Source organism: Oceanobacillus picturae (assembly GCF_000612865.1).
GTDB lineage: Bacteria > Bacillota > Bacilli > Bacillales > Amphibacillaceae > Oceanobacillus_B > Oceanobacillus_B jordanicus.
Genome location: NZ_CCAX010000002.1, coordinates 209,364 through 231,083, shown reverse-complemented (window position 1 = coordinate 231,083; position 21,720 = coordinate 209,364). Strand labels below are relative to the sequence as shown.

Genomic DNA, 21,720 nt, shown 5'->3' with positions numbered 1-21,720 from the left:
GTTTGTTTATCTTGCTCGGTATTTCTTTTTTTGATCTTTACTAATCTGCTTCCATTTATTCTTTTCTTCCATTAAAGCCTTTTGGTCCTGCTTTCTTTTTTCATATGCCAGTTCTCGCTGCAGTTTAAGATAGCTTTGAAACCGGTCTATAGATAATTCTCCATTATCCATTGCTTCTTTCACCCGACATCCAGGTTCCGTGTCATGTTGGCAATCTTTGAACCGACACGCTTCCTCCAGGGCTTCCACATCCTGAAACGTGGCGCCCATTGCTCCTTCGCCTTCCCATAGTTGCAATTCTCTCATACCAGGAGTATCAATTAATAGTGCTCCATTTGGTATACGAAACATCTCCCTATGGGTGGTGGTGTGCCGTCCCTTGCTATCGTCTTCCCTAATTCCTCTTGTTTCCTGTATTTCTTTCCCTAAAAGTGTATTAATTAATGTCGATTTCCCTACCCCTGAGGAACCTAGCAATGCTCCGGTTTTGCCTGATGGTAGATAAGACAGTAATTGATCCAGCCCTTCTCCTGTTTTTCCGCTAACAGAAATGATAGGGACACCTATCGCGATTTCTTCTGTAGAGGAAATAACTTCTTCCAGTCTCTCCACCGAACACGAATCCTTTTTAGAGAAAACAATTACAGGGGTAGCACCGCTTTCATAGGTGGATAGTATATAACGTTCAATCCGTCTGCTATTAAAATCATGATCGAGCGCATTAACTATAAATACAGTATCTACGTTAGCTGCTACTAATTGAGCCTCCGTTCGCTCGCCAGCTGCTTGCCGTATAAACTGACTCGTTCTAGGGAGAAGCTCTTTTATCACTGCCTTTTCTTCATCATATAACTTCTCTACTACCACCCAGTCACCAACGGCAGGAAAATCAAGTGTTCCAGAGGCAGTATGCAAATACTTCCCGCTCACCTGTGCCAAAAATTCCATATTACCGTCCGAAAGGCGGTAGCTGTTCTTTTGAACTGTTATCACTCTAGCAAGTTTGTCGTGTTCTTCTTTTTCTATAGGTTGGGTCCATCCCATTTTCTCTAAATTCGTCAATCCATTTCCTCCTGTTTTAAAGAGGAACAATCTATTTAACTTGAACGTTCCTCCATTTTGTAGTTATTGGCTTTGAACTCTTTCTTCATTTTATTTGCACTCATAAACCATCACTCCTTCTAAAATGGATAAAACGCCTCGTTACATCTTATCGATTTTTAATGTTAGTGTGAAAAAATATCTCACATCTTATTATTTCGCCTTTATAGTAAAAAATCCTGCAAATAATAAAAAAAAGAACCAGATGCGCTTCATCTGGTTCTACTTATGTTTGTATTAACGTTTGTTCATTTCACTTGGTTCTGCACCTTTTCTTTCGTTGCGGTCCAGCCCTTTGATGTTTTCCAAATCTTGTGCACTCAACTCAAAATCAAATACATTAAAGTTCTCTTCAATTCGAGATGGTGTAACGGATTTAGGAATTACAACATTATTATATTGTAAATGCCAGCGTAAAATAACTTGTGCTGGGGTTTTGCTGTGTTTTTCAGCAATATCTGTCACAACTTTATCTTTTAATACTTCGCCACCTTGCATTAATGGGCTCCATGCTTCTAGATAAATATTGTGCTTGTCACAGAAGTCTTTCAACTCAGCTTGTTGTAGATAAGGATGGCATTCAACCTGGTTAATGACAGGTACGACCTCACACTCATCCAACAGACGTTGCAAATGATCGATATTGAAATTACACACCCCAATAGCTTTTACTCGACCATCTTTATACAATTTTTCTAGTGCTTTATATGTTTCCACATATTCGTCAAATTTCGGTGTTGGCCAATGAATTAAGTACAGGTCAACATAATCTAGTCCCAATCTTTCTAAACTCGCATCAAATGCCTTTAACGTATTTTCATAGCCTTGGTCACTGTTCCAGACCTTTGTAGTAATAAACAGTTCTTCGCGTGGTACGTTTTGGTTTGCAATTGCACTTCCGACACCGTTCTCATTTGCATACACTTTCGCGGTATCAATAGAACGGTAGCCAACTTCAATTGCTTTTTCTACAGCAGGGGTTGCTTCCTCATCAGGTACCTGCCAAACTCCAAATCCAAGCTGAGGCATTTTTAATCCATTATTTAAAGTTACATACTGCATTGTTCAACATCCCTTCCATTGAAATGTCCCTATTTTATCATACTGTTTAGAAAACACGTATTCTTATGCTTGGCAAGACACATTTAATCATCCGTTAATTCTTTATTTTTCTTAAAAGAGCGCTTGAGAGAAATAAAGTCAAATAGAATAAAGAACACGATAAATAAAACGGAAGGTCCAACTATATCCAGCCATTCTTCCAAATTAGTTGGAATGCCTTTAAGAAAAAAATTCACCAAGAAAAATACAACTCCTGAAGCGAATGCTGTTTTAACCCTTAGCTGCCGTTCTCTCTTATATTGCTTTTTATTATATACAGATGTGAATTCAATACCTGAAAAGATATAACGTAGATACACATAAAAGATAATGAAAATATAAATTAGAAATAATGTAAAAGTGAGATTGAGCTCCCCTATTTCAAACCAATAACTATTTAGCCCTGTAAATATAAGTAATCCTACCGCCAGAATAACCGCACTTTCTGCAAGGAAATAAAGAATACGAGTCCGTTTGTACTCATCATCAGGTAGTAGATAATTTAAAAATGACCTCATATTAAACCCCCTCCCAAAATAGTTCATCCAATGTCTTCCCAAGTTCTTTACAAATGGAGATACATAGCTTAAGGCTTGGATTGTATTCGCCCTTTTCTATTAAACCTATAGTCTGCCTTGTCGCCTTCACCCTGCTTGCTAGCTGCTCCTGAGTCCAACCCTTTTCCATTCTCGCTAACTTTATTTTATTTACCATGGAGACCCCTCTTTGTTAAATATAAATTCCATAAGTTAATTATATATTACATAAGACACATAAATATTGCAAACAGATTTTTTTAAAAAAGAAGACCTGCCAGTAAACTGACAAACCCTCTTAGTTACATTACGATTCATTTTTTTCTAGCCATTTCCCTCTGGCAAACGTATAGTTGCCTTCAAATCGCGTAAGCTTTTGGTCTGCAAGCAGATAAGTCACAGGAAATAAGCGATCCAGAAAATAGCGGTCATGAGAAACCGTTATAATCGTTCCCTCAAATTGCTCTAAAGCTTCTTCTAATACTTCTTTTGATTCAATATCTAAATGGTTGGTCGGTTCATCCAATAGAAGCAGGTTATGTTTTTGATAAACAAGCTCTGCCAAACGAAGCCTCATTTTTTCGCCACCACTAAGCTGCCTTACCTTTTTAAAAACATTCGGACCATAAAAAAGGAAACTCGCCAAGATTCTTCTTGCTTCTCCTTCCGTAACTGCCACATGCTCCCGAAACTCATCTAAAACAGTTAGATTTGCATCCATCTCAAGCATGTGCTGGGAAAGGTAGCCAATAGAAAGGTTACTTCCCTGTTTGACCATGCCTTGATCCGCATTCTCCGTTCCAAGCATGAGGTGTAACAAAGTGCTCTTCCCCGTTCCATTTTCCCCAATTAGGGCGATCCTCTCTTGGAAACGGACTAACATGGAAAGCTCTTCATATAAACGTTGGTTTCCGAAACGCTTTGATACGCTATCAAGCTTTAGTACTTCTTTCCCACTGCGGCTCTCCATTTCGAAATCAAGATTGATCTTCTTCTGATCCAATACGGGGCGTTTTACCACTGTCAGTCGGTCCAATGCTTTTTGCATACTTTTGGCTCGCCTGTGTAGCCCATCATTAGGCGGGTTTGCCTGATTTGCCCACTCTTTAAGCCGTTTAATCGTTTCCTTCATTTTTTTAATCTTTTTCTGCTGGTCTTCGTATTGTTGAAATTCACGCAGCAGTCTTGCTTCTCTTTCTTTTACGTAATCCGTATAATTCGTATGATATTTAATCAGCTCTCCTTGATCCATTTCCAAAATTGAAGTGACGGTTTCATCAAGAAAATAACGATCATGAGAGACAATTATCACTGTACCTTCATAATGCTTAATAAAAGAAGTCAGCCATTCTATTGCCAGGAAATCTAGATGATTTGTTGGTTCATCAAGTAAAAGAAGATCAGGGGCTTTTAATAATAATTGCGCCAAGCCAACTTTGGTCTTCTCTCCACCACTTAGCTGATGCCATTTCTTATTTTCCAGTTCAGTCATTTGCAATCCATTGAGAACTTGTCGAACCTGTGCGTCCATTTCGTATCCGCCGTCTTGCTGGAATTTATCTAATAATGTGCCATAGATCTCCATATGACGTTCCAGTTTGGCAGGATCCTTTTCCGCTGCCATGCGTTGCTCTAATTCCGTCATTTTCTCTCTTATCTTGTTTAAGTTTTCAAACACGTCATACAACAATGCCTGCACTTGCTTCTCTTCTTCTGTGACTGCGATTTGCTTTAAGAGCCCTGTCCGCAACTCCTTTTTCCAAGAAATAACACCAATTGCTGGGTCAGATTCCTTGGAAATTAGGTTTAATAAACTCGTTTTCCCTTCGCCATTTCTTCCGATAAGTCCTATTCGCTCGCCTTGCTTTATTTCCAAATTAATATCTTGAAAGATTGTATTTGCACCAATTATTTGGGTAACATTTCGTAAACTACATAAAATCATTTGCTTTGCCTCCTATAGAAGAGACAACCTTCAAATGGATAGTGTGCCAATTAAAAAAGGACGACAAAGAGCAACCGCTCCCTGTCGTCCACTATATCCGTAGCAGGTAGATGTCTCTTACTGTTTTTTTCCATTATTTTACTTCCGAAAAGGGCATACGTGTCCCTTGGATAAAAATGATGGAAAAAAGCGCATAACAAATCCAAAGATACTCTCTGAATTTAGAAATGCTTCCAGTACGATTCATCTAACCCACCTCCTTTTTTCATTCTGATTAAATCTTACTCGATAAAACCCTATAGCGTCAAGTTATGCTATGGCAGTCGTTTGGTTACTACCTCTCATTCCAAATAATTTCTCCGGAAAAATCTTGATGATTTATTTTTACATCGAAGTGATGTTTGCTATAAAAGTGCTTTAGTCTATTAACATGGTCAAAATCTCTCTCCACAATATCACCTGTAATGTATTGCATGTTTTCTTCTCTGGCTATTTCTTTTAAATGCTTCATAAGGACCGAACCAAAACCTTTATTCTTAACTCCCTTAATATCTGCAATATGAAGGGTTGAATCACTACGGTATTCTGCCTGTATTGCAGAATCCCAATCTCCCCGATAAGGTTTTGTACATTCGTGCAACATGACTTGGCAATGCTTTCTTCCTTTGTCCGCATAAATAATAACCCACTGTTCTTCATTTGCCTGGTCTATGCTAATAATCTCTGACTTTTTGGCAATCTCCTTCATATTACTCTGCATCCGGTGTAACTGTATTTCCAAGGAATCCAATTCTTCCTTTAGTTCTTCTTTGCCTTTTTCCTTTTCTAAAAAAGCTGAGTAGATCATCTATATCACCTTACTTATTATTTATGTCTTAAACACACAATTTGCTATTTTACAGGATAAACATCGCCAAATGCAACTATCTGAAAATTATTTTTCAAAAAATTTATAATAGTACTAAAGACTTAGAAAAATTAGCCGATATTAAAAATAAATGTTTTTTTCTAAAAATTGGGGGCAAAATCGTGAAGTTTAGAAAAGCAACGAAACCAAAGAAAATAAAAGAAAATAAAGAAAGGAAAATTAATCGTTCCAAGCTTCTTAGAAGGTTTGCTTGGCGTAATGTTAGTATCGGTCGTAAATATATAACTGTTTTCTTTTTAACATTGCTTTTATTTGTAGCATCAGCTTGTGTGGTATTTTTTCTATTGACTAAAGGGCAGGAAGATATTACCGAAATTAAGGAAAGTAGTTCACGAGTAAACGATATGGCTGACATGGCTTATTTAATTCAAGCTAAAGATGTTCAGATAGCTGATTATTTGCTAACTGAAAGCGATAAATATAAAGATCAATTTATTCAATATCAGGAAGAGTTTTTAGCATTAGCCGATAAACTCAAGCCAACCATGGTGACCGACGAACAACGCAGTAATTTCGATGAAATTATCAAAAAGAATGAATCCAATGATGATGCATTTACCGAACAGATTGTTCCAGCCGTAGAGAATGACCAATCGCTAATAGCAAATTCGCTGCGTGATTTCACCTCCCGGTTAAGAACAGAAACCATTGATCATGTAAACGAATTAGTTACACTTATTAATGAAGATCAAAATAAATCCGTACAAAATGCGGAATCGAGTATTAAAGGCAGTACCATTACCCTAGCCATTGCCACTATTCTTGCAGCAATAATTGGCATTCCATTAATGATAATTATTAGCAGGATCATTACTAAAAACCTAAAAAAGATTGTTGGCGTAACCTCCGAAGTAGCAAATGGAAATCTCCAGACCCCTGATATGGATTACTATGGTACTGACGAAATTGGCCAGTTAGCAACAGCGGTTAACAAAATGAAGGGGAACATTCACAGTATATTACTAAAAGTAGCGGATGCTTCCAATTCCGTTTCATCAAGAAGTGAAGTGCTGACAATATCCTCTAAGGAAGTTAGTGAAGGAAATACACAGATTGCGACAACAATGGAAGAGTTATCCACTGGTGCAGAAACCCAGGCGAATAGTGCTTCTGACCTATCTGAAAGCATGAATGATTTTGTACAAAAAGTAGAACTCTCAGAGCAAAATGGACAAGAGGCTGCACAAAATTCCAGTACTGTATTGGAATTAACAAATGAAGGAACGGCCCTAATGAATAAGTCCGTTGCACAAATGAAGCAGATTGATACCATTGTTTCTACTTCAGTTGATAAAGTACAAGGTCTTGATAACCAATCCAATGAGATTTCTAAGCTTGTACTCGTAATTAAAGACATCGCTGATCAGACAAACCTTCTTTCATTAAATGCAGCCATTGAAGCGGCAAGAGCTGGGGAGCATGGAAGAGGTTTTGCGGTAGTTGCAGATGAAGTCAGAAAGCTTTCTGAACAAGTAGCTTCCTCTGTTGGAGAAATAACAACCATTGTACAAAGCATCCAATCTGAGACAACAGAAGTCGTAGGCTCCCTTAACTCAGGATATAAGGAAGTTCAAGAAGGTACGAAACAAATTGAAGAAACAGGTAGGAATTTCAACTCGATTAATCAATCCGTTTCCGAAATGACTAAAAAAATTACATTTATCTCTTCTAACCTGCGGGAAATTTCCCAAAACAGTAAAGAGATGAACAATCTTATTGAAGAAATTGCTTCCGTCTCTGAGGAATCAGCTGCTGGTGTAGAACAAGCTGCGGCTTCCGCACAACAAACTTCCAGTTCCATGGAGGAAGTATCGTACAGTGCAGATGAATTGGCCAAATTAGCCGAACTATTAAATAAGGAATTAAAAATCTTTAAGCTATAAAGTGAAACTTCATCCAGTGGTTTTTTCGTTCTACCCCCACTGATTGTTAGTTGAACGAATCGGAGTGCTAGCGACCGTTACCCCTCTAAAAACTCAACGCTTCACCTCATGTTTTGAAGTGGGAGTTTTACGGACGTTGCACCGGGATAAAGATAATGGAATTTGGGCGCCAACATTATACCTACAAAAGAAAACACTACGTATGTTTGTTTGCGGCACACGTAGTGTTTTCAAATTTCGTCCTATTTAATTTCGAACCAAAAAGCATGATTCTGTATGATCCCAGACCATTCCCGTCGCTTGCATAAAAGCATAGCAAATTGTTGGACCAACAAACTTGAATCCGCGACGTTTTAAATCCTTGCTCATCAGCTCTGATTCCTCCGTTACAGCAGGCACCTCTTCTATCGACTTCCAGTGATTCACAATTGGCTTTCCACCGACAAACTGCCAGATATAAGACTGGAAGCTGCCAAATTCCTCTTTGACCCGTAAAAAGGCTTGCGCATTCGTTATAACAGAACGAACTTTCAACTTGTTACGAATTATTCCCTCATCAGAAAGCAATTGTTCGATCTTCTTCTCGTCATATTTGCTTACTACTTCTGGTTGAAAATTATCAAATGCTTTTCTGTAATTCTCTCTTCTTCTTAAGATGGTAATCCAGCTTAAACCAGCCTGCGCACCTTCCAGGCAGAGCATTTCAAACAGTTTTCTATCATCTTCCACTGGGACTCCCCATTCTTCATCATGATACGCAACATAAAGCGGGTCTTCTGTGACCCATCCGCAACGTTCTCTATCCATCTTTACTCTTCCTTCTTCTCAATTTTATTTTCTTCATAAGAAATCCAGTCACTAAAGCTGCCTGGATAGAGTTTTACATTATCGTAGCCTGCCATTTTTAATGCAAGTATATTTGGACAAGCCGAAATGCCTGAACCACAAGAGACAATAACTTCCTTATCTTTGGGAATGGCTGAAAAATGTTCTCTTAATACCTCATCCTTTTTCCAACTTCCCTTTTTATTTAGTACGTCCTTCCAAAAATAATTTTTGGCGCCGGGTATGTGACCAGCTTTATGATAAAGGGGCTCAATATTCCCCAAGTATCTCTCCCTTTCTCTGGAATCTATCACGATCGCAGTATCATTTTCTAGTTTTTCTTTCACTTCATCTATGTTAGCAGTCTGCTCATCTCGTAAGATTGGTCTAAATCTTTTAGGTTCTAATACTGGCATCTGGTCTGTTACTGGATTTTCTTGTCTAAGCCATTCTTCATAGCCACCATCCAGCACATAAGCCTTCTCGTGTCCTAGGCACTGTAAGAGCCACCATAACCTAGCTGCGAACATTTCATTTGCCTGATCATAGATTACAACTGTTGTATTATGATCAATTCCAATATTCCCTACTTTCCTCGCAAAAGTAGTCATATCAGGAAGTGGATGCTTTCCACCATGCTTCTCCGCCTTGCTGGAAAGATCTTTTTCCAAGTCCAGATACACAGCCCCAGGAAGATGATCCTTTATATATTGCTTTCTACCAGCTTCTGAATCTGTCAATTGAAAGCGGACGTCCACAATAACTGTATTGTCTCTATTGTTTTCCAACCGATTCTTCAATCTAGATACACTAATAATATAGGTCATCCTTACCCCTCCATTGGGTCATTATTTATAATGCAATCATTTAACTGATTAAGAATAATTTTAACGCAACTATGTATTGAAACCAACTCCGGATAAACAGTTTCTTAAAATAAGAAAGTTTGGCCGGCAGTTCTTTCAATGTTCAGATAACCCATGATACGATATACTAGCAATATATCTAAATTTTAAAACAGGGGATGAATACATTGAAGAAAGCATTGATAGATCGCTTTATTACCTACGCCAAAATGGATACACAGTCTAATGAACAAAATGAAGCAACCCCTTCTACTCAAGGACAATTCGAATTAGCCAACCTCCTAGTAAAAGAATTAAGAGAAATTGGCATGATGGATGTAACGGTTGATGATAATGCTTATGTAATGGCAACGTTGCCCGCTAACACGGATAAGGATATTCCAACAATCGGATTCCTAGCACATCTAGATACTGCAACAGACTTCACAGGAAAAAATGTTAACCCTCAGCTTGTCGAAAATTTCGACGGAAAAAGTTTGATATTAAATGAGGCGTTGAATGTTGTACTTACGCCAGAGGAATTTCCAGAGCTTCCTGCCTATAAGGGACATACATTAATTACAACAGATGGAACGACATTACTTGGAGCTGATAATAAAGCAGGGATTGCTGAGATTATGACGGCTATGCACCATTTAATTGAGAACCCAGAAATAAAACACGGAAAGATTCGAGTGGCCTTTACACCTGACGAAGAAATCGGCAGAGGACCACATAAATTTGATGTAGAGCGATTTGATGCAGATTATGCATATACCATTGATGGTGGTCCGCTTGGGGAATTACAGTACGAGAGCTTTAATGCGGCCGGTGCACACCTCACGTTTTACGGAAATAGCGTGCACCCAGGTACCGCGAAAGATAAAATGGTTAATGCAGGGAAAATGGCGGCTTCTTTTATTAACAAGTTCCCTGAGCAAGAAGCGCCAGAGTATACGGAGAAATATGAAGGTTTCTATCATTTAATTTCCGTTTCCGGTGACGTTGAAAAAACGGAAGTTAGTTACATTATTCGTGACTTTGATCGCAATAGCTTTGAAGCTAAGAAAGAGACATTTGTTAAGTTCACGGAAGAGATTAAAGAGAAATACGGTGAAGCAAGTGTCGAACTAGAGTTGAAAGACCAATATTACAACATGCGCGAAAAAATTGAACCCGTGATGGAGATTGTAGACATAGCGCAGGACGCTATGACTAACTTGGGAATAACCCCGATTATACAGCCTGTCCGTGGTGGTACGGACGGTTCCCAGCTTTCCTACATGGGATTACCCACTCCAAACATCTTCACTGGAGGGGAAAATTTCCACGGCAAGTTTGAATATATTTCTGTAGAGAATATGGAAAAGGCTTCAACTGTTATCGTGGAAATTTGTAAATTATACGAAGAGAAACACAAAGATCAATAATATTTTGCATGGAGGCTGGGACAAACGTACATCATGTCCTGGCCTCTTCTTTTTCTCGAATTAATAATGAAAAAATGGAGCCAGTACACAGAATACCTGCCAGCATGAAACAGCTAACCGTAAAGCCATACTCCTGAAAAAAGAACATAGCTAGCAACGGGCCAAGTGTCGCCCCAATAAACAGAATAAAGGCATATAGGGATGAAGCAGTCGCTCTCTCCATACCTCCCCATTTTCCGATTAGGAACATAATAACCGGAAACGTTAGTGATATACCGGCAACAAAAAGAATACTCATGATAGTGATCATAATTGGCCCAGAAAGGAGACCAATTCCCACCAATCCAACTATACTCATGGAAAGACTACCTCTTAGCGTTCCCGCAGCACCAAATTTCCTGACAAAATAACCCGAACCAAATGAAAGAAGCATTCCAATAAACCCTGCTGACCGTAAATATAAAAGCTGTTGATCGGACATATAATATGGCGCGTTTTGCAAGTGACCTCCAAGAATCGTATACATTCCGATAAATGATAGGAGTAGTACGCTTGTCACAGCATAGCAGTATACGAGAATTTTTCTTTTAAAGAGGCGTCCTACCGAACGAGGATACTGCTTAAAGCGAAAGGTAGTGTCTGTCCCCTGCTCTTTAGGAAAAACTAGTAGCATGGCAATACAGATAACTAAATATAAAATGCCAAACGAGAAAAAGATTGCTTGCCACCCGTAATATTGTTCTACCATCGTTGCAAAGACTTGACCAAATATCCCTGCTGTCACATAACCAAAACTAATAAAGCTAATAGCGGTAATACGCTGTCGTTCGGCGAAGATTTGAAAAACGTAGGTCAATGCATTTGGAGCAAACGAAGCGGCAAAAAAACCTTGAAATGCTCTAAATAAAAGCAATGCTTCGTAATCCGTAGCTAACCCGCTTGCTCCTGAGATCATCCCGAGAATTAGCAAACCTGTCATCATCGTACTTTTATAACCATAACGGCTTCCAATTGGACCGAACACTAAAAAACCAACAGCATAAAAAAGAGAAAAAATACTTGCTGCTCCTGCTGCTTGGGTACTGCTAATTTGAAAGCTCTCCATTAATGCTTGTGTCAAAGGTGTCATCGTATAAACACTTGAGACAACAACCAAGGCGCTAAAGAAGAGGGTTGCTATTATAGCAGTTTGCCTTTTTTGGGAACTGTTCATAGGCTTACCCCCAGTTGTTCCTGTTTTTACGATAGCTTATGCCCAGGAATTTCTCGTGTTACCATTCTCTTTTCACCCCATTGGGAAAAATCTCTATTGCCCTCTCATCCTAAACTATGAGAGAATAATAGATAGTTTTTGTCACATATGCTTTAGACTGAGTTCATATATGTATTTAATAGGAAAAACCAATTAGGGAGAGTTCATCATGTTAAAGAGACTAAGCATAACTCTAGCAATACTTGCGGTTATTTCCGGCTGTTCCTCTAATTCGGAGGAGCCAGAGGAGCAACAGGATGAAACCTCTTCAAATCATCAGGAAAGCCCTGCCGATAACCAGGAGGTTAAAGAAGAGATTACCGCACCAAAAGAAATGCTACAAAAGAAAGATCAAGGAGAAAAAGTTACATCCTTACAAAATGCTCTAAGAAAAATCGGCTATAACCTATCCGAGGAGGGCGTTTACGAAGAAGCAACTACGTGGGCCATCACAGATTTACAGCTTCAATTTGAAGAATTGCAGGCATCTGGAGTTTATAATAAAGCTACCCAAAAAGTACTGAGTGCCTTATTAGATGGTTCAGAGGCAAACTTCCAACCTGGAAAGGCGTTACCCGAAAAAGCTGAAACCACGACTACGACAAACGGCACGCCCGTTTTAAGCAATCCATATGATCAGCTTGCAATAGTAAATAAAGAGTTCGCATTACCTGCTGACTATTTACCAGAAGACTTAGTGACACCAAACGTTCGATTTCCGTTCACAGAAGAGCTTCCCAAAAAACAAATGCGCCAAATAGCTGCTGAGAAGTTAGAGGATTTGTTTGCAGCCGCCGACGAAGCTGGCCTTGATTTATATGCACAATCCGGGTTTCGCTCCTATGACAGGCAAGACGCTATTTTCACCAGCAACGTTGCGGAGCATGGAGAAGAGGCAGCAAATAACTTTAGTGCAAGACCAGGTGAAAGTGAGCATCAATCAGGCCTCGCGATGGACGTCACAAGTCCTGATGTCAATTTTCAATTAATCATAGAGTTCGGTGAAACAGATGAAGGGAAATGGTTAAAAGAGAACGCAGCAGAATTCGGCTTTATTATCCGTTTTCCTGAGGGAAAAGAAGAGATTACACAATACCAGTTTGAGCCATGGCATATTCGATATGTCGGAGAAAAAGCGGCAAAAGAAATCATGGCACAGGGCATAACCTTAGAAGAATATTATGAAGAATAATCTTGAAGCCTGTTCTACTTGAACAGGTTTTTTTGCGATTTGAAAACTTGTTTTTCTTTAAAACGAGGGGGCATAAAAAAACAGAATGTATCTTTATTTTTAACGTAGTCATATCAATGGAGTTATGTAGGGAAAGGCTAGGGGATTTGTTTGTAATGGGCCCCTTAACTAATGCCCTCTTCCCTTTCTCTTTCCACTTGGTCTATTTGCCTGTCTAGTTCACGAATCCGCTCCAATGCGACGGGGTCTTCCATTTTCTTGTAATGATGATTCCCCCCTACCTCTTCATCGGCTTCATCCGCCATGTGCACCACCTGTTGTAGTGGCTTTAGTTGCAGATCGCCTTCTGGGAGATAAGAATCTGTATGAAGAAGTATTGCCACAGCAATCTCCTTCGCCGCCAACCGATCTTCACCAATTCTGACCAACAACTTATGTGCGCGACTCGCACCTTTTATCGCATGAATATCATTTTCCTTGTAAAGGTCGTAATCCCATTCTCCGTCTCTGTACCATGTGTAATGCCCCACATCATGTAATAATGCTGCCTTTGTAGCGTGATCTGTATTGACATTGTATTTTTTGGCAAACATAAACGCATATTCCGTAACGGAAATTGCATGAGCAATGCCTGAACGCTTTAGATATTTTTGCGTAATAGGATGGCTGAATACCTCTTCTAAGGTGACTTTCCTCATATCTTTCACTCCTTTTTTACATGTTGGTAAAGTGGATAACGTTGTCCCTAAATATAGTAACAGCTAGCTACAAGCTTCACCCTTCCTTTTTATATAAAATGAAACTTCTATCAGTGGGGGTTTTCATTCTTCTCCCACTGATTGTTAGTTGAACGAATCGGGGTGTTAACGTCCGTTTACTCCATTTAAACATCACAGTTTCACCTCATGTTTTGAAGTGGGAGTCTTACGGCCGGTTGCCCCGGGGTAAATTTTTATGACTATATCATTTATAAAAGGCTTTTGCAATAGATTAATTACCTATTTTCTGCTATTTCAAACAATCTCCTTGTTTGTTTGATTATTTTTGATTGTTTTTGATTGATTTTGGTTGATTTTTGCAATCGTTTACTTTATAATTTGGATGAATCAATCGTACTGGAGTGACCCACTATGCTAACAACGGAAAGACAATCCATAATCTTTGATCTTCTCAAGGAAAAGCAGACTGTTACTATTCAAGAAATGATTGAAGCAACCAACGCATCAGAATCGACAATCCGACGTGACTTAACAGAATTAGAGAAGAAAAAAATGTTATCAAGAATCCATGGTGGCGCTACATGGACGGAGCAAAAAATTCGAGAAATGAGCATTTTGGAGAAATCAACCAAAAACCTTCAAGATAAAAAAAGAATCGCACAGCATGCCGCTTCTTTAGTAGAAGATGGAGATTGCATTTTTCTTGATGCCGGTACTACCACTTTTCAGATGATTCCTTTTTTACAACATAAAGATATAGTCGTTGTTACAAATGGTATTAATTTAGTAGAACGTTTAATGGAGCATGACATAGCCGCCTATTTAACAGGTGGAAAAATAAAAGCAAAAACTAGTGCACTTGTTGGCTCACAAGCAATAGAGTCGATTAAAAACTATCGTTTTGATAAATGCTTTCTTGGTGTAAACGGCTTTGATTTGAAATTCGGTTACACAACGCCAGATCCTGAGGAAGCAAGCGTAAAACAGCATGCAGCAAACTTTGCAAAAAAGGCTTATGCACTCGCAGATTATTCCAAGCTACATAAGGTTAACTTTGCAAAAATCTTTGATTTGGATGAGGCTATTTTAATCACAAGAAATTTACCTGAAGAGATAAAGAACGAACTTAACGCAATGAAAACAGTAGAGGTGATACACATATGATTTACACATGCACCATGACACCATCCATTGACTACACTACTTACCTTCCATCATTTCAAAGCGGGGAACTGAATAGAACGAATGAGGTCTATTACTACCCTGGCGGAAAAGGGATTAATGTATCCAGGGTCCTTCAACGTCTAGGAATTGATACAACCGCGACCGGCTTTGCTGGTGGCTTCACAGGAGATTATGTAATGGACTTCCTTAAACAGGAAGGTGTCCAAACAGATTTTATACAGACAAAAGATATTACAAGAATAAATGTGAAAATTAAAGCTGATACAGAATCAGAATTAAATGGTCCCGGCCCAAATATTACGGAAGGCCAATTCGCCCAATTGACAGCCAAGATACAAACACTCTCAACAAATGACTGGTTTGTACTTGCTGGGAGCTTACCCAATTCCATTAAAATGGACGACTACCGAAGGATTTTAGCAACATGTCGAGAAAATAATGTACCCTTTGTGCTCGATACCTCTGGCCCAGCATTAAAAGAGCTTATTCAAGAGAAACCTTTTCTCATTAAACCAAATGAACATGAACTAGGCGAGCTTTTCAATGTAACCATACGTTCTAAGCAGGATGCCATTATCTATGCTAAAAAGCTTGTTGAAACTGGTATCCAGCATGTCATTGTTTCCCTGGGTAGTGAGGGTGCCATATTAGTTAGTGAGAAGCAGGTACTGGCCGCAACTGCTCCAAAGGGACAAGCAATAAATACAGTTGGTGCAGGGGATTCACTCGTTTCCGGTTTCCTAGCCTCCTATGTAATGAACCATGATACAAGCGCTGCTTTTCAATACGGTGTAGCAACAGGAAGCGCTACGGCCTTTACAACGGATTTATGTGAGAAGAAAGATGTTATCCGGTTAGTGGATGAAGTCAAAATAGAAACATTAGAATGGATGTGACTGACATGAAAATAACAGAATTGCTGAAACAAGAAACCATCATTCTTGATTTGCAGGCAAATACAAAGGAAAATGTCCTAACCGAACTTATTGACCAGCTAGACCGTGCTGGGAAATTACAGGACAAACAAAAATTCACAGAAGGAATACTTGGTAGAGAAGAACAGAGCACGACAGGAATCGGGGAAGGGATTGCCATCCCTCACGCTAAATCAGCAGCAGTTAAGGAGCCAGCAATTGCTTTCGGACGTTCTGCAGATGGAATTGATTACGATTCTTTGGATGGACAGCCTGCTCACCTTTTCTTTATGATCGCAGCAACAGATGGGGCAAATAATGCACATCTTGAGGCACTTTCCCGCTTGTCTACCTTTTTAATGGATGAAAAGTTTCGAACTAAAATTTATGAAGCGACATCTGTCGATCATATTTTAGAAGCGGTTAACCAGAAAGAAGCAGAGCTAGAAGAGCCTGAAGAGCCTGTAACGGATGCACCAGCAGATTCTAAAAAGATCCTTGCTGTAACGGCATGCCCTACCGGAATTGCGCATACGTATATGGCCGCTGAAAAGCTTAACGAGACAGCAAAAGAAATGGGAATTAACATCAAAGTAGAAACAAATGGTTCAAGTGGTGTTAAAAACCGTCTAACAGAGGAAGAAATAGCAGAAGCTGACGCAATCATTGTCGCTGCTGATACAAAAGTAGAAATGGCTCGTTTTGATGGGAAGCATGTGATTCAAACACCTGTTGGAAAAGCCCTTCATGAATCTAACAGCTTGCTAACACGAGCTGCTAAACAAGATGCTCCTGTGTACAAACATGAGGGCGGAAAAGATGAATCAGCAGAAAAAGGTGGTAAAAGCGGTTTTTACAAGCATTTAATGAATGGTGTATCCAATATGCTACCATTCGTAGTTGGTGGTGGTATCTTAATTGCCCTGTCCTTCTTCTGGGGAATTGAAGCAACCGACCCAGACAGTGATAGCTATAATGCATTCGCAGCAATGTTAAATACCATTGGTGGAGGAAAAGCATTCTTCTTAATGGTACCAGTTCTTGCCGGATTTATCGCCTCAAGTATTGCCGAGCGTCCAGGATTTGCACCTGGTATGGTCGGTGGTCTAATTGCAATCACCGTGTCAGGAGCTGATGGCGCGGATGGTGGATCTGGCTTCCTTGGTGGTTTAATCGCAGGTTTCCTTGCTGGTTATGTAACACTATTTGTTAAAAAGGCATTCTCTAGATTGCCTAATGCTTTAGAAGGCTTAAAGCCCGTTTTATTCTTCCCGTTATTTAGTATCGCCATAACTGGAATCATTATGATGCTAATTAACCCTCCACTTACTCAGGTGTACACTGGTATATCTTCCTTCCTAGAGGGAATGGGTGGAACAAATCAAGTGCTTGTCGGTATTATTTTAGGTGCGATGATGGGCTTTGACCTTGGTGGACCAATTAACAAAGCTGCTTATACATTTGGTATTGCCATGCTTGATGCTGGTAACTATACGTTTATCGCAACCGTAATGGCAGCTGGAATGGTCCCTCCATTAGGAATGGCAATCGCGACAACCTTGTTTAAGAACAAATTTACTAAAACAGAACGTGAAGCCGGGAAAACAGCTTACGTGTTAGGAGCCTGCTTTATTACAGAAGGTGTTATTCCGTTTGCAGCAGCCGATCCGGCTCGTGTTATCCCATCTGTAATGGCAGGTGGTGCTGTAACTGGTGGTTTAACGATGCTATTCGATATTGGACTTCGTGCCCCACACGGCGGAATCTTCGTAATCGGTCTTGTTGAAGGTGGATTAGCAAAAGGCTTGCTCTATGCACTTGCTATTATCATAGGTGCTGTTGTAGCAGCATTACTAGCAGGTGTACTTAAGAAAAGAATAGTTTAAACAAAGAGGTGCCTCCCGTCTTTAGAGACGTATCGGCACCTCTTTTATGTAGCTAGTTCGTTTTTCTTTAACACTCGCCTACTCATAAGTAATTTTCATATCTCCCTGCTTGATCAACCCCTTCTTTCGCAATAACTCCGAAATGAGCAGACTGATAAGCGCAGGAGCAATAAAGTGTAACAGCAAAACACTCCAGAAAACCCCTGTTGAAAAGCCCATTGATTCAAATGTCATGATTTGTCCAACCAACCCACTTGTCCCCATTCCTGCACCAGAGGCATTGTTTGTCAGTTGTAGCCATACTGTGGCCAACGGTGCTAATACGATCGCGGCAATGGTCGGTGGAAGCAAGATGATCGGCTTTCTAATAATATTCCCAACCTGAAGCATAGAAGTACCGATTCCTTGGGCGATAAAACCACCAAAACCATTTTCCCTAAAACTTGCGGTTGCAAATCCAATCATATGTGCAGCACAGCCGATGGTAGCTGCCCCTGCCGCTAATCCATCTAGGGACAGCATAATGGCAATAGCTGCTGACGAGATTGGTGCCGTTAAAGCAAAGCCCATTAGCACCGCTACCAATATGCCCATGATGAAAGGCTGCTGCGTAGTCGACCAATTAATTACTTCACCAAAGCCAAGCATAAATGTATTAATTGGTGGTCCAATAAAGGAGCCGACTAAAAAGCCTGCACCAATGGTAACAAAAGGTGTCACAATAATATCGACCCGTGTTTCCTTATAAACTATTTTCCCAATTTCTGTTGCCAGTAGTGCAGCAACATAACTTCCTGCTGGCCCACCAAGCTCCGCCCCATAAGCACCAGCAAATAATACCGAAAACAAGACAAGCGGTGGAGCCTTGAGACCATAAGCGATTGCGACGCCTATCGCACCGCCCATAATTTTCGTATCCATCGCAAAGCTACCCATTTCAGCCATGGATGCTCCTAGCGATGGTGAAAAACCGCTAATGAGCTCCTCTCCAAGTGTCTTCATAATAAGTCCAATAATTAAAGATGAAAATAATCCCAATGCCATGTAGCTTAACGCCGTAATGAGGTACTCCTTTATGGATAGAGAAACCCCTTTTTTATTTAGAAATGCTTTCATTTTTTCACCCCTTTCGTTAGCTTATGTGAAACAAATCACATTAAATGAACTAGAAAGCCCTTTCCTCTTCTTATTATTACGGGGAGCCACGTATTTATCAAGCCTTTTTTCTATCTGTAGCTTAGAAAAACCCACAAACGCTCGTCTTTTAGCGAATGTTTATGTTTTTCTTATACTTGGAACATTAAAATTTTAACTGCATCGTAATTGCTTTCTGGCTAAAATTTTATACTTTGCTAGTGTGCAAAAAAGAAGGCAAGTTGCTTTTCCCTATTTATTCCGATACAATTTAAGTAAAAACTATTATCAATTATGCATACGCATGACCAGGAGGCATAAAATGAATACGACAGGCAAAAAAACTGCACTGGCAAAGGCTATCCGGGAGCGTCGGTCAGTAAAAAAAGGCTATAATGATAAAGCTGTAACAGAAGAAGTTATCTTGGACTTACTGGAGGATGCAGTGTGGGCACCAACTCACGGTCTGCGTCAACCATGGCGTTTTATTTTTGTTGGACCTGAAAAATTAGGGACTTTTGCCAAAAAGATCGCTTCTACTTATCCTGAGGAACGACAACAAAATCGCGAGGATTACCTCAACGAACCAAATGCTATTCTCGTCGTGGTGATGGATGAACCAGAAATACCGAAGCAATGGGAGGAGAACTACGGCGCAGTAGCTTCTATGATCCAAAACTTTTGGTTACTTGCATGGGAAAGACAGCTCGGAGCCGTTTGGAAGACGAACCCTCACATTTATGACCCGAAAGTAAAAGAAATTTTAAATATAGGCGATGAAGAAAAAATCGTTGGCTTTGTTCATTTAGGCTATTTTGATGAACAACCAGCCTTAAAAGAACGACTGCCAATCACTGAAAAGTTCACTCGATTTGAAGGCTAACATTAAAGAGCTTATAAGAAATCAACTTTATAACATGTTGATGCATTAAATGGCACCATAGATTTAGGGTACAACCCTCTCTATTTGGTGCCATCTTTATACTTATCAACAGATATTTATTTGGTAAATCAATTGCTCACAGAGGTGGTGTTGAACATTATTGCACTAGTATTCATTTGCTTAACGGGTTCCTCCGTTTTAGCAAGTTTATTTTACTTTATGCTTTTATATCCTCACTTTAGTTATATCGGATTTATCATTATTTTTATCATTTATTTCTTTTGCTTTCTAATTTTTGCAGTACCAGTTCAAATATGGTTAAGAAAGAGACCTAAACTCTTTTCTGTTAAACAGCTTCTTAGTTATTTTACAGTGGCTTTCCTAGTAACAATGCTAGTATTTTTAATATATGGTAATCCTGATTTAACCCAAGTGTTTTTAATCTCTACATTTCATTCTATTGTTTTTTGGTTACTAGACTCTATTCTTTTAAAGGATAAAAAATTACAGTGGAACTATTCATAAATGGAAAATGGTTCCTCTTTCTAGTAAAAATAAATCTCACCAAAATTCTTATAGGTTTTTAGAGATTCAACATTTTAAGTCGTTACATATTAATTCTTATCACCACACCGTACTTTTCAACTGTTGATCTTCTTCATAACGCTCCATTGCCAAGTCAATTAATGTTGTAATAAGATCTGTATATTCCAGACCGCTTATTTCCCACAATTTAGGATACATGCTAATTTTCGTAAATCCTGGCAAAGTGTTTACCTCGTTTACAATGATTTTTCCTTCTGGTGTTAAAAAGAAATCTACCCTTGCCAGACCTTCACACTGCAACGCTTGGAATGCCTGAATTGCTGTAGTTTTTATTTCTGCAGCCTTCTCCTCCTCAAGCTTTGCTGGAATAGATAGCTCTGCGCCCTTTTCATCAATATACTTGGATTCATACGAATAGAAATCATTTTGAGGGAGTATCTCACCAAGTTCAGATGCTTTAGGAGTAGCATTTCCTAATACTGCACATTCAATTTCCCGACCATTAATCATTTCTTCAATGATAATTTTATAATCATATTGAAAGGCTTCCTCTACACCAGCTATAAACTCTTCTTTTGTCGTAGCCTTGGTCACCCCTACAGAAGATCCCTGGTTTGCAGGTTTAATAAAAACGGGTGTACCTAAGGCCTCTTCTATCTTTTCAAAAGAGATGGTGTCTTTCTTCGCCCGATTAAAGGAGAACCCTTTGGCTACTTCCACTCCTGCTTCTTGAAGTACTACTTTTGCAATCCCCTTATCCATGCATACTGCCGAAGATAGAACATTTGGCCCAACATATGGGAGGTTAGCCATTCTCAGCATTCCTTGCAAACTTCCATCCTCACCTAATGTTCCGTGTACAATCGGAAAGATAACATCAAGCTGTTCTAACGGAGTAGCGTCACCTGCTTTTACTAGCTGGCCATTTCCTTTTCCTGGGACTACCGCAACTGCATCATTTGATTTATTTAACTCTATTAATTTAGGGTTCTCTTCATTCAATAAATAGGATGAAGCATCGTTTATATGCCATTCTCCTTTTTTATCTATACCAACTAAGACGACATCAAATAACTCTTTATTTATAGCATCCACTATATTTTTAGCAGATTGTAAGGATACTTCGTGCTCTGCGGATTTGCCTCCAAAAATAATTCCAACCTTCTTCTTCCCCATTCATCTAACATCCTTCCATCGAAATATATTTTTACCATACCACAAGAATGCTTGGGAGAACTAGAAGGGTAACACAGAAAAATTTCATCGAAAAAAACCTTGACTTTTATTCGCAAAGCCTTTATCATTATTTTCAATCAACTTAATCTAATGAGCGTTGAAGAAGAATAGTAACCTAGTTTAGACATTGCAGAGAGCTGATGGTTGGTGAGAATCAGTGTGGACATTTAGGTGAATGG

The 21,720-nt window shown here is 39.4% G+C and carries 21 protein-coding genes and 1 other annotated feature (1 of these 22 cut by a window edge); of the genes, 8 read left to right on the top strand and 13 right to left on the bottom strand.

What is annotated here, in order from left to right; genetic code table 11:
- Nucleotides 1–6: 6 nt before the first annotated feature.
- The 7 genes from rsgA to BN988_RS12170 form a co-directional block, all read right to left on the bottom strand.
- Entirely contained in the window at nucleotides 7–1,044 is a 1,038-nt protein-coding gene (gene rsgA / locus BN988_RS12195; RefSeq protein WP_036577507.1) for a ribosome small subunit-dependent GTPase A, read from the bottom strand.
- A gap of 294 nt (nucleotides 1,045–1,338) precedes the next feature.
- Nucleotides 1,339–2,163 carry an aldo/keto reductase gene (locus tag BN988_RS12190; protein ID WP_036577074.1) on the bottom strand — a complete coding sequence of 275 codons (825 nt, stop codon included), beginning with the start codon at nucleotides 2,161–2,163 and terminating at the stop codon, nucleotides 1,339–1,341.
- Between the two features lie 83 nt (nucleotides 2,164–2,246).
- Entirely contained in the window at nucleotides 2,247–2,720 is a 474-nt protein-coding gene (locus BN988_RS12185) for a hypothetical protein (protein ID WP_036577073.1), read from the bottom strand.
- 1 nt (nucleotide 2,721) lies between these two features.
- Complete coding sequence (locus BN988_RS12180) at nucleotides 2,722–2,916, bottom strand: helix-turn-helix transcriptional regulator (RefSeq protein ID WP_036577072.1); 195 nt, start codon at nucleotides 2,914–2,916, stop codon at nucleotides 2,722–2,724.
- Nucleotides 2,917–3,045: 129 nt separating this feature from the next.
- Nucleotides 3,046–4,683: a ribosomal protection-like ABC-F family protein gene (gene abc-f, locus BN988_RS12175; RefSeq protein WP_036577071.1), complete on the bottom strand. Its 1,638-nt coding sequence runs from the start codon at nucleotides 4,681–4,683 to the stop codon at nucleotides 3,046–3,048.
- Between the two features lie 133 nt (nucleotides 4,684–4,816).
- The gene (locus BN988_RS19375) at nucleotides 4,817–4,930 is read right to left on the bottom strand and encodes an RAxF-45 family protein (protein WP_286163045.1); all 114 of its coding nucleotides are present in this window, start codon (nucleotides 4,928–4,930) and stop codon (nucleotides 4,817–4,819) included.
- A gap of 87 nt (nucleotides 4,931–5,017) precedes the next feature.
- On the bottom strand, nucleotides 5,018–5,530 hold the full coding sequence (locus BN988_RS12170; protein WP_051557920.1) for a GNAT family N-acetyltransferase: 513 nt from the start codon (nucleotides 5,528–5,530) through the stop codon (nucleotides 5,018–5,020).
- Between the two features lie 182 nt (nucleotides 5,531–5,712).
- Here BN988_RS12170 and BN988_RS12165 point away from each other — a divergent pair, with 182 nt between their 5' ends.
- Nucleotides 5,713–7,494 carry a methyl-accepting chemotaxis protein gene (locus tag BN988_RS12165; RefSeq protein WP_081779438.1) on the top strand — a complete coding sequence of 594 codons (1,782 nt, stop codon included), beginning with the start codon at nucleotides 5,713–5,715 and terminating at the stop codon, nucleotides 7,492–7,494.
- A 246-nt stretch (nucleotides 7,495–7,740) separates the two neighbouring features.
- On the opposite strand, the gene BN988_RS12160 is transcribed toward BN988_RS12165, so the two are convergent.
- Complete coding sequence (locus tag BN988_RS12160) at nucleotides 7,741–8,301, bottom strand: DNA-3-methyladenine glycosylase I (protein ID WP_036577070.1); 561 nt, start codon at nucleotides 8,299–8,301, stop codon at nucleotides 7,741–7,743.
- A 2-nt stretch (nucleotides 8,302–8,303) separates the two neighbouring features.
- The gene (locus BN988_RS12155) at nucleotides 8,304–9,146 is read right to left on the bottom strand and encodes a sulfurtransferase (RefSeq protein WP_036577069.1); all 843 of its coding nucleotides are present in this window, start codon (nucleotides 9,144–9,146) and stop codon (nucleotides 8,304–8,306) included.
- Nucleotides 9,147–9,352: 206 nt separating this feature from the next.
- Between BN988_RS12155 and pepT the strand changes: the two genes are divergently transcribed.
- Nucleotides 9,353–10,594 carry a peptidase T gene (gene pepT / locus BN988_RS12150; RefSeq protein WP_036577068.1) on the top strand — a complete coding sequence of 414 codons (1,242 nt, stop codon included), beginning with the start codon at nucleotides 9,353–9,355 and terminating at the stop codon, nucleotides 10,592–10,594.
- 31 nt (nucleotides 10,595–10,625) lie between these two features.
- Here the strand turns inward: pepT and BN988_RS12145 are convergent, their stop codons facing one another.
- Nucleotides 10,626–11,807, bottom strand: coding sequence for an MFS transporter (locus tag BN988_RS12145; protein WP_051557918.1), 1,182 nt, complete (start codon nucleotides 11,805–11,807; stop codon nucleotides 10,626–10,628).
- Nucleotides 11,808–12,015: 208 nt separating this feature from the next.
- Between BN988_RS12145 and BN988_RS12140 the strand changes: the two genes are divergently transcribed.
- A complete protein-coding gene (locus BN988_RS12140) occupies nucleotides 12,016–13,038 on the top strand; it encodes a D-alanyl-D-alanine carboxypeptidase family protein (RefSeq protein ID WP_036577067.1) in 1,023 nt (340 codons plus the stop codon).
- Nucleotides 13,039–13,202: 164 nt separating this feature from the next.
- On the opposite strand, the gene BN988_RS12135 is transcribed toward BN988_RS12140, so the two are convergent.
- Entirely contained in the window at nucleotides 13,203–13,736 is a 534-nt protein-coding gene (locus BN988_RS12135; protein ID WP_036577066.1) for an HD domain-containing protein, read from the bottom strand.
- A gap of 432 nt (nucleotides 13,737–14,168) precedes the next feature.
- Between BN988_RS12135 and BN988_RS12130 the strand changes: the two genes are divergently transcribed.
- Genes BN988_RS12130 through BN988_RS12120 form a run of 3 tightly spaced genes read left to right on the top strand, consistent with a single transcriptional unit; the run spans nucleotide 14,169 to nucleotide 17,742 of the window.
- Nucleotides 14,169–14,921: a DeoR/GlpR family DNA-binding transcription regulator gene (locus BN988_RS12130; RefSeq protein ID WP_036577065.1), complete on the top strand. Its 753-nt coding sequence runs from the start codon at nucleotides 14,169–14,171 to the stop codon at nucleotides 14,919–14,921.
- Nucleotides 14,918–15,838 (top strand): 1-phosphofructokinase, encoded by a 921-nt coding sequence (pfkB, locus tag BN988_RS12125; RefSeq protein ID WP_036577064.1) that lies wholly within the window; start codon nucleotides 14,918–14,920, stop codon nucleotides 15,836–15,838. The genes BN988_RS12130 and pfkB overlap by 4 nt, the downstream gene beginning before the upstream one ends.
- Before the next feature lie 5 nt (nucleotides 15,839–15,843).
- Nucleotides 15,844–17,742, top strand: a complete 1,899-nt coding sequence (locus tag BN988_RS12120) for a PTS fructose transporter subunit IIABC (protein ID WP_036577063.1) — start codon at nucleotides 15,844–15,846, stop codon at nucleotides 17,740–17,742.
- Nucleotides 17,743–17,820: 78 nt separating this feature from the next.
- Here the strand turns inward: BN988_RS12120 and BN988_RS12115 are convergent, their stop codons facing one another.
- Nucleotides 17,821–18,858, bottom strand: a complete 1,038-nt coding sequence (locus BN988_RS12115) for a PTS transporter subunit IIC (protein WP_036577062.1) — start codon at nucleotides 18,856–18,858, stop codon at nucleotides 17,821–17,823.
- Nucleotides 18,859–19,198: 340 nt separating this feature from the next.
- Here BN988_RS12115 and BN988_RS12110 point away from each other — a divergent pair, with 340 nt between their 5' ends.
- Together BN988_RS12110 and BN988_RS18395 are read left to right on the top strand one after the other, a co-directional pair.
- Entirely contained in the window at nucleotides 19,199–19,759 is a 561-nt protein-coding gene (locus tag BN988_RS12110) for a nitroreductase family protein (RefSeq protein WP_036577061.1), read from the top strand.
- An 87-nt stretch (nucleotides 19,760–19,846) separates the two neighbouring features.
- Nucleotides 19,847–20,284, top strand: a complete 438-nt coding sequence (locus BN988_RS18395; protein ID WP_315970423.1) for a UPF0715 family protein — start codon at nucleotides 19,847–19,849, stop codon at nucleotides 20,282–20,284.
- 99 nt (nucleotides 20,285–20,383) lie between these two features.
- Here the strand turns inward: BN988_RS18395 and ddlA are convergent, their stop codons facing one another.
- Nucleotides 20,384–21,481, bottom strand: a complete 1,098-nt coding sequence (ddlA, locus tag BN988_RS12100; RefSeq protein WP_036577060.1) for a D-alanine--D-alanine ligase — start codon at nucleotides 21,479–21,481, stop codon at nucleotides 20,384–20,386.
- A 148-nt stretch (nucleotides 21,482–21,629) separates the two neighbouring features.
- Nucleotides 21,630–21,720, top strand: a binding site (T-box leader) (it continues 156 nt past the right edge of the window).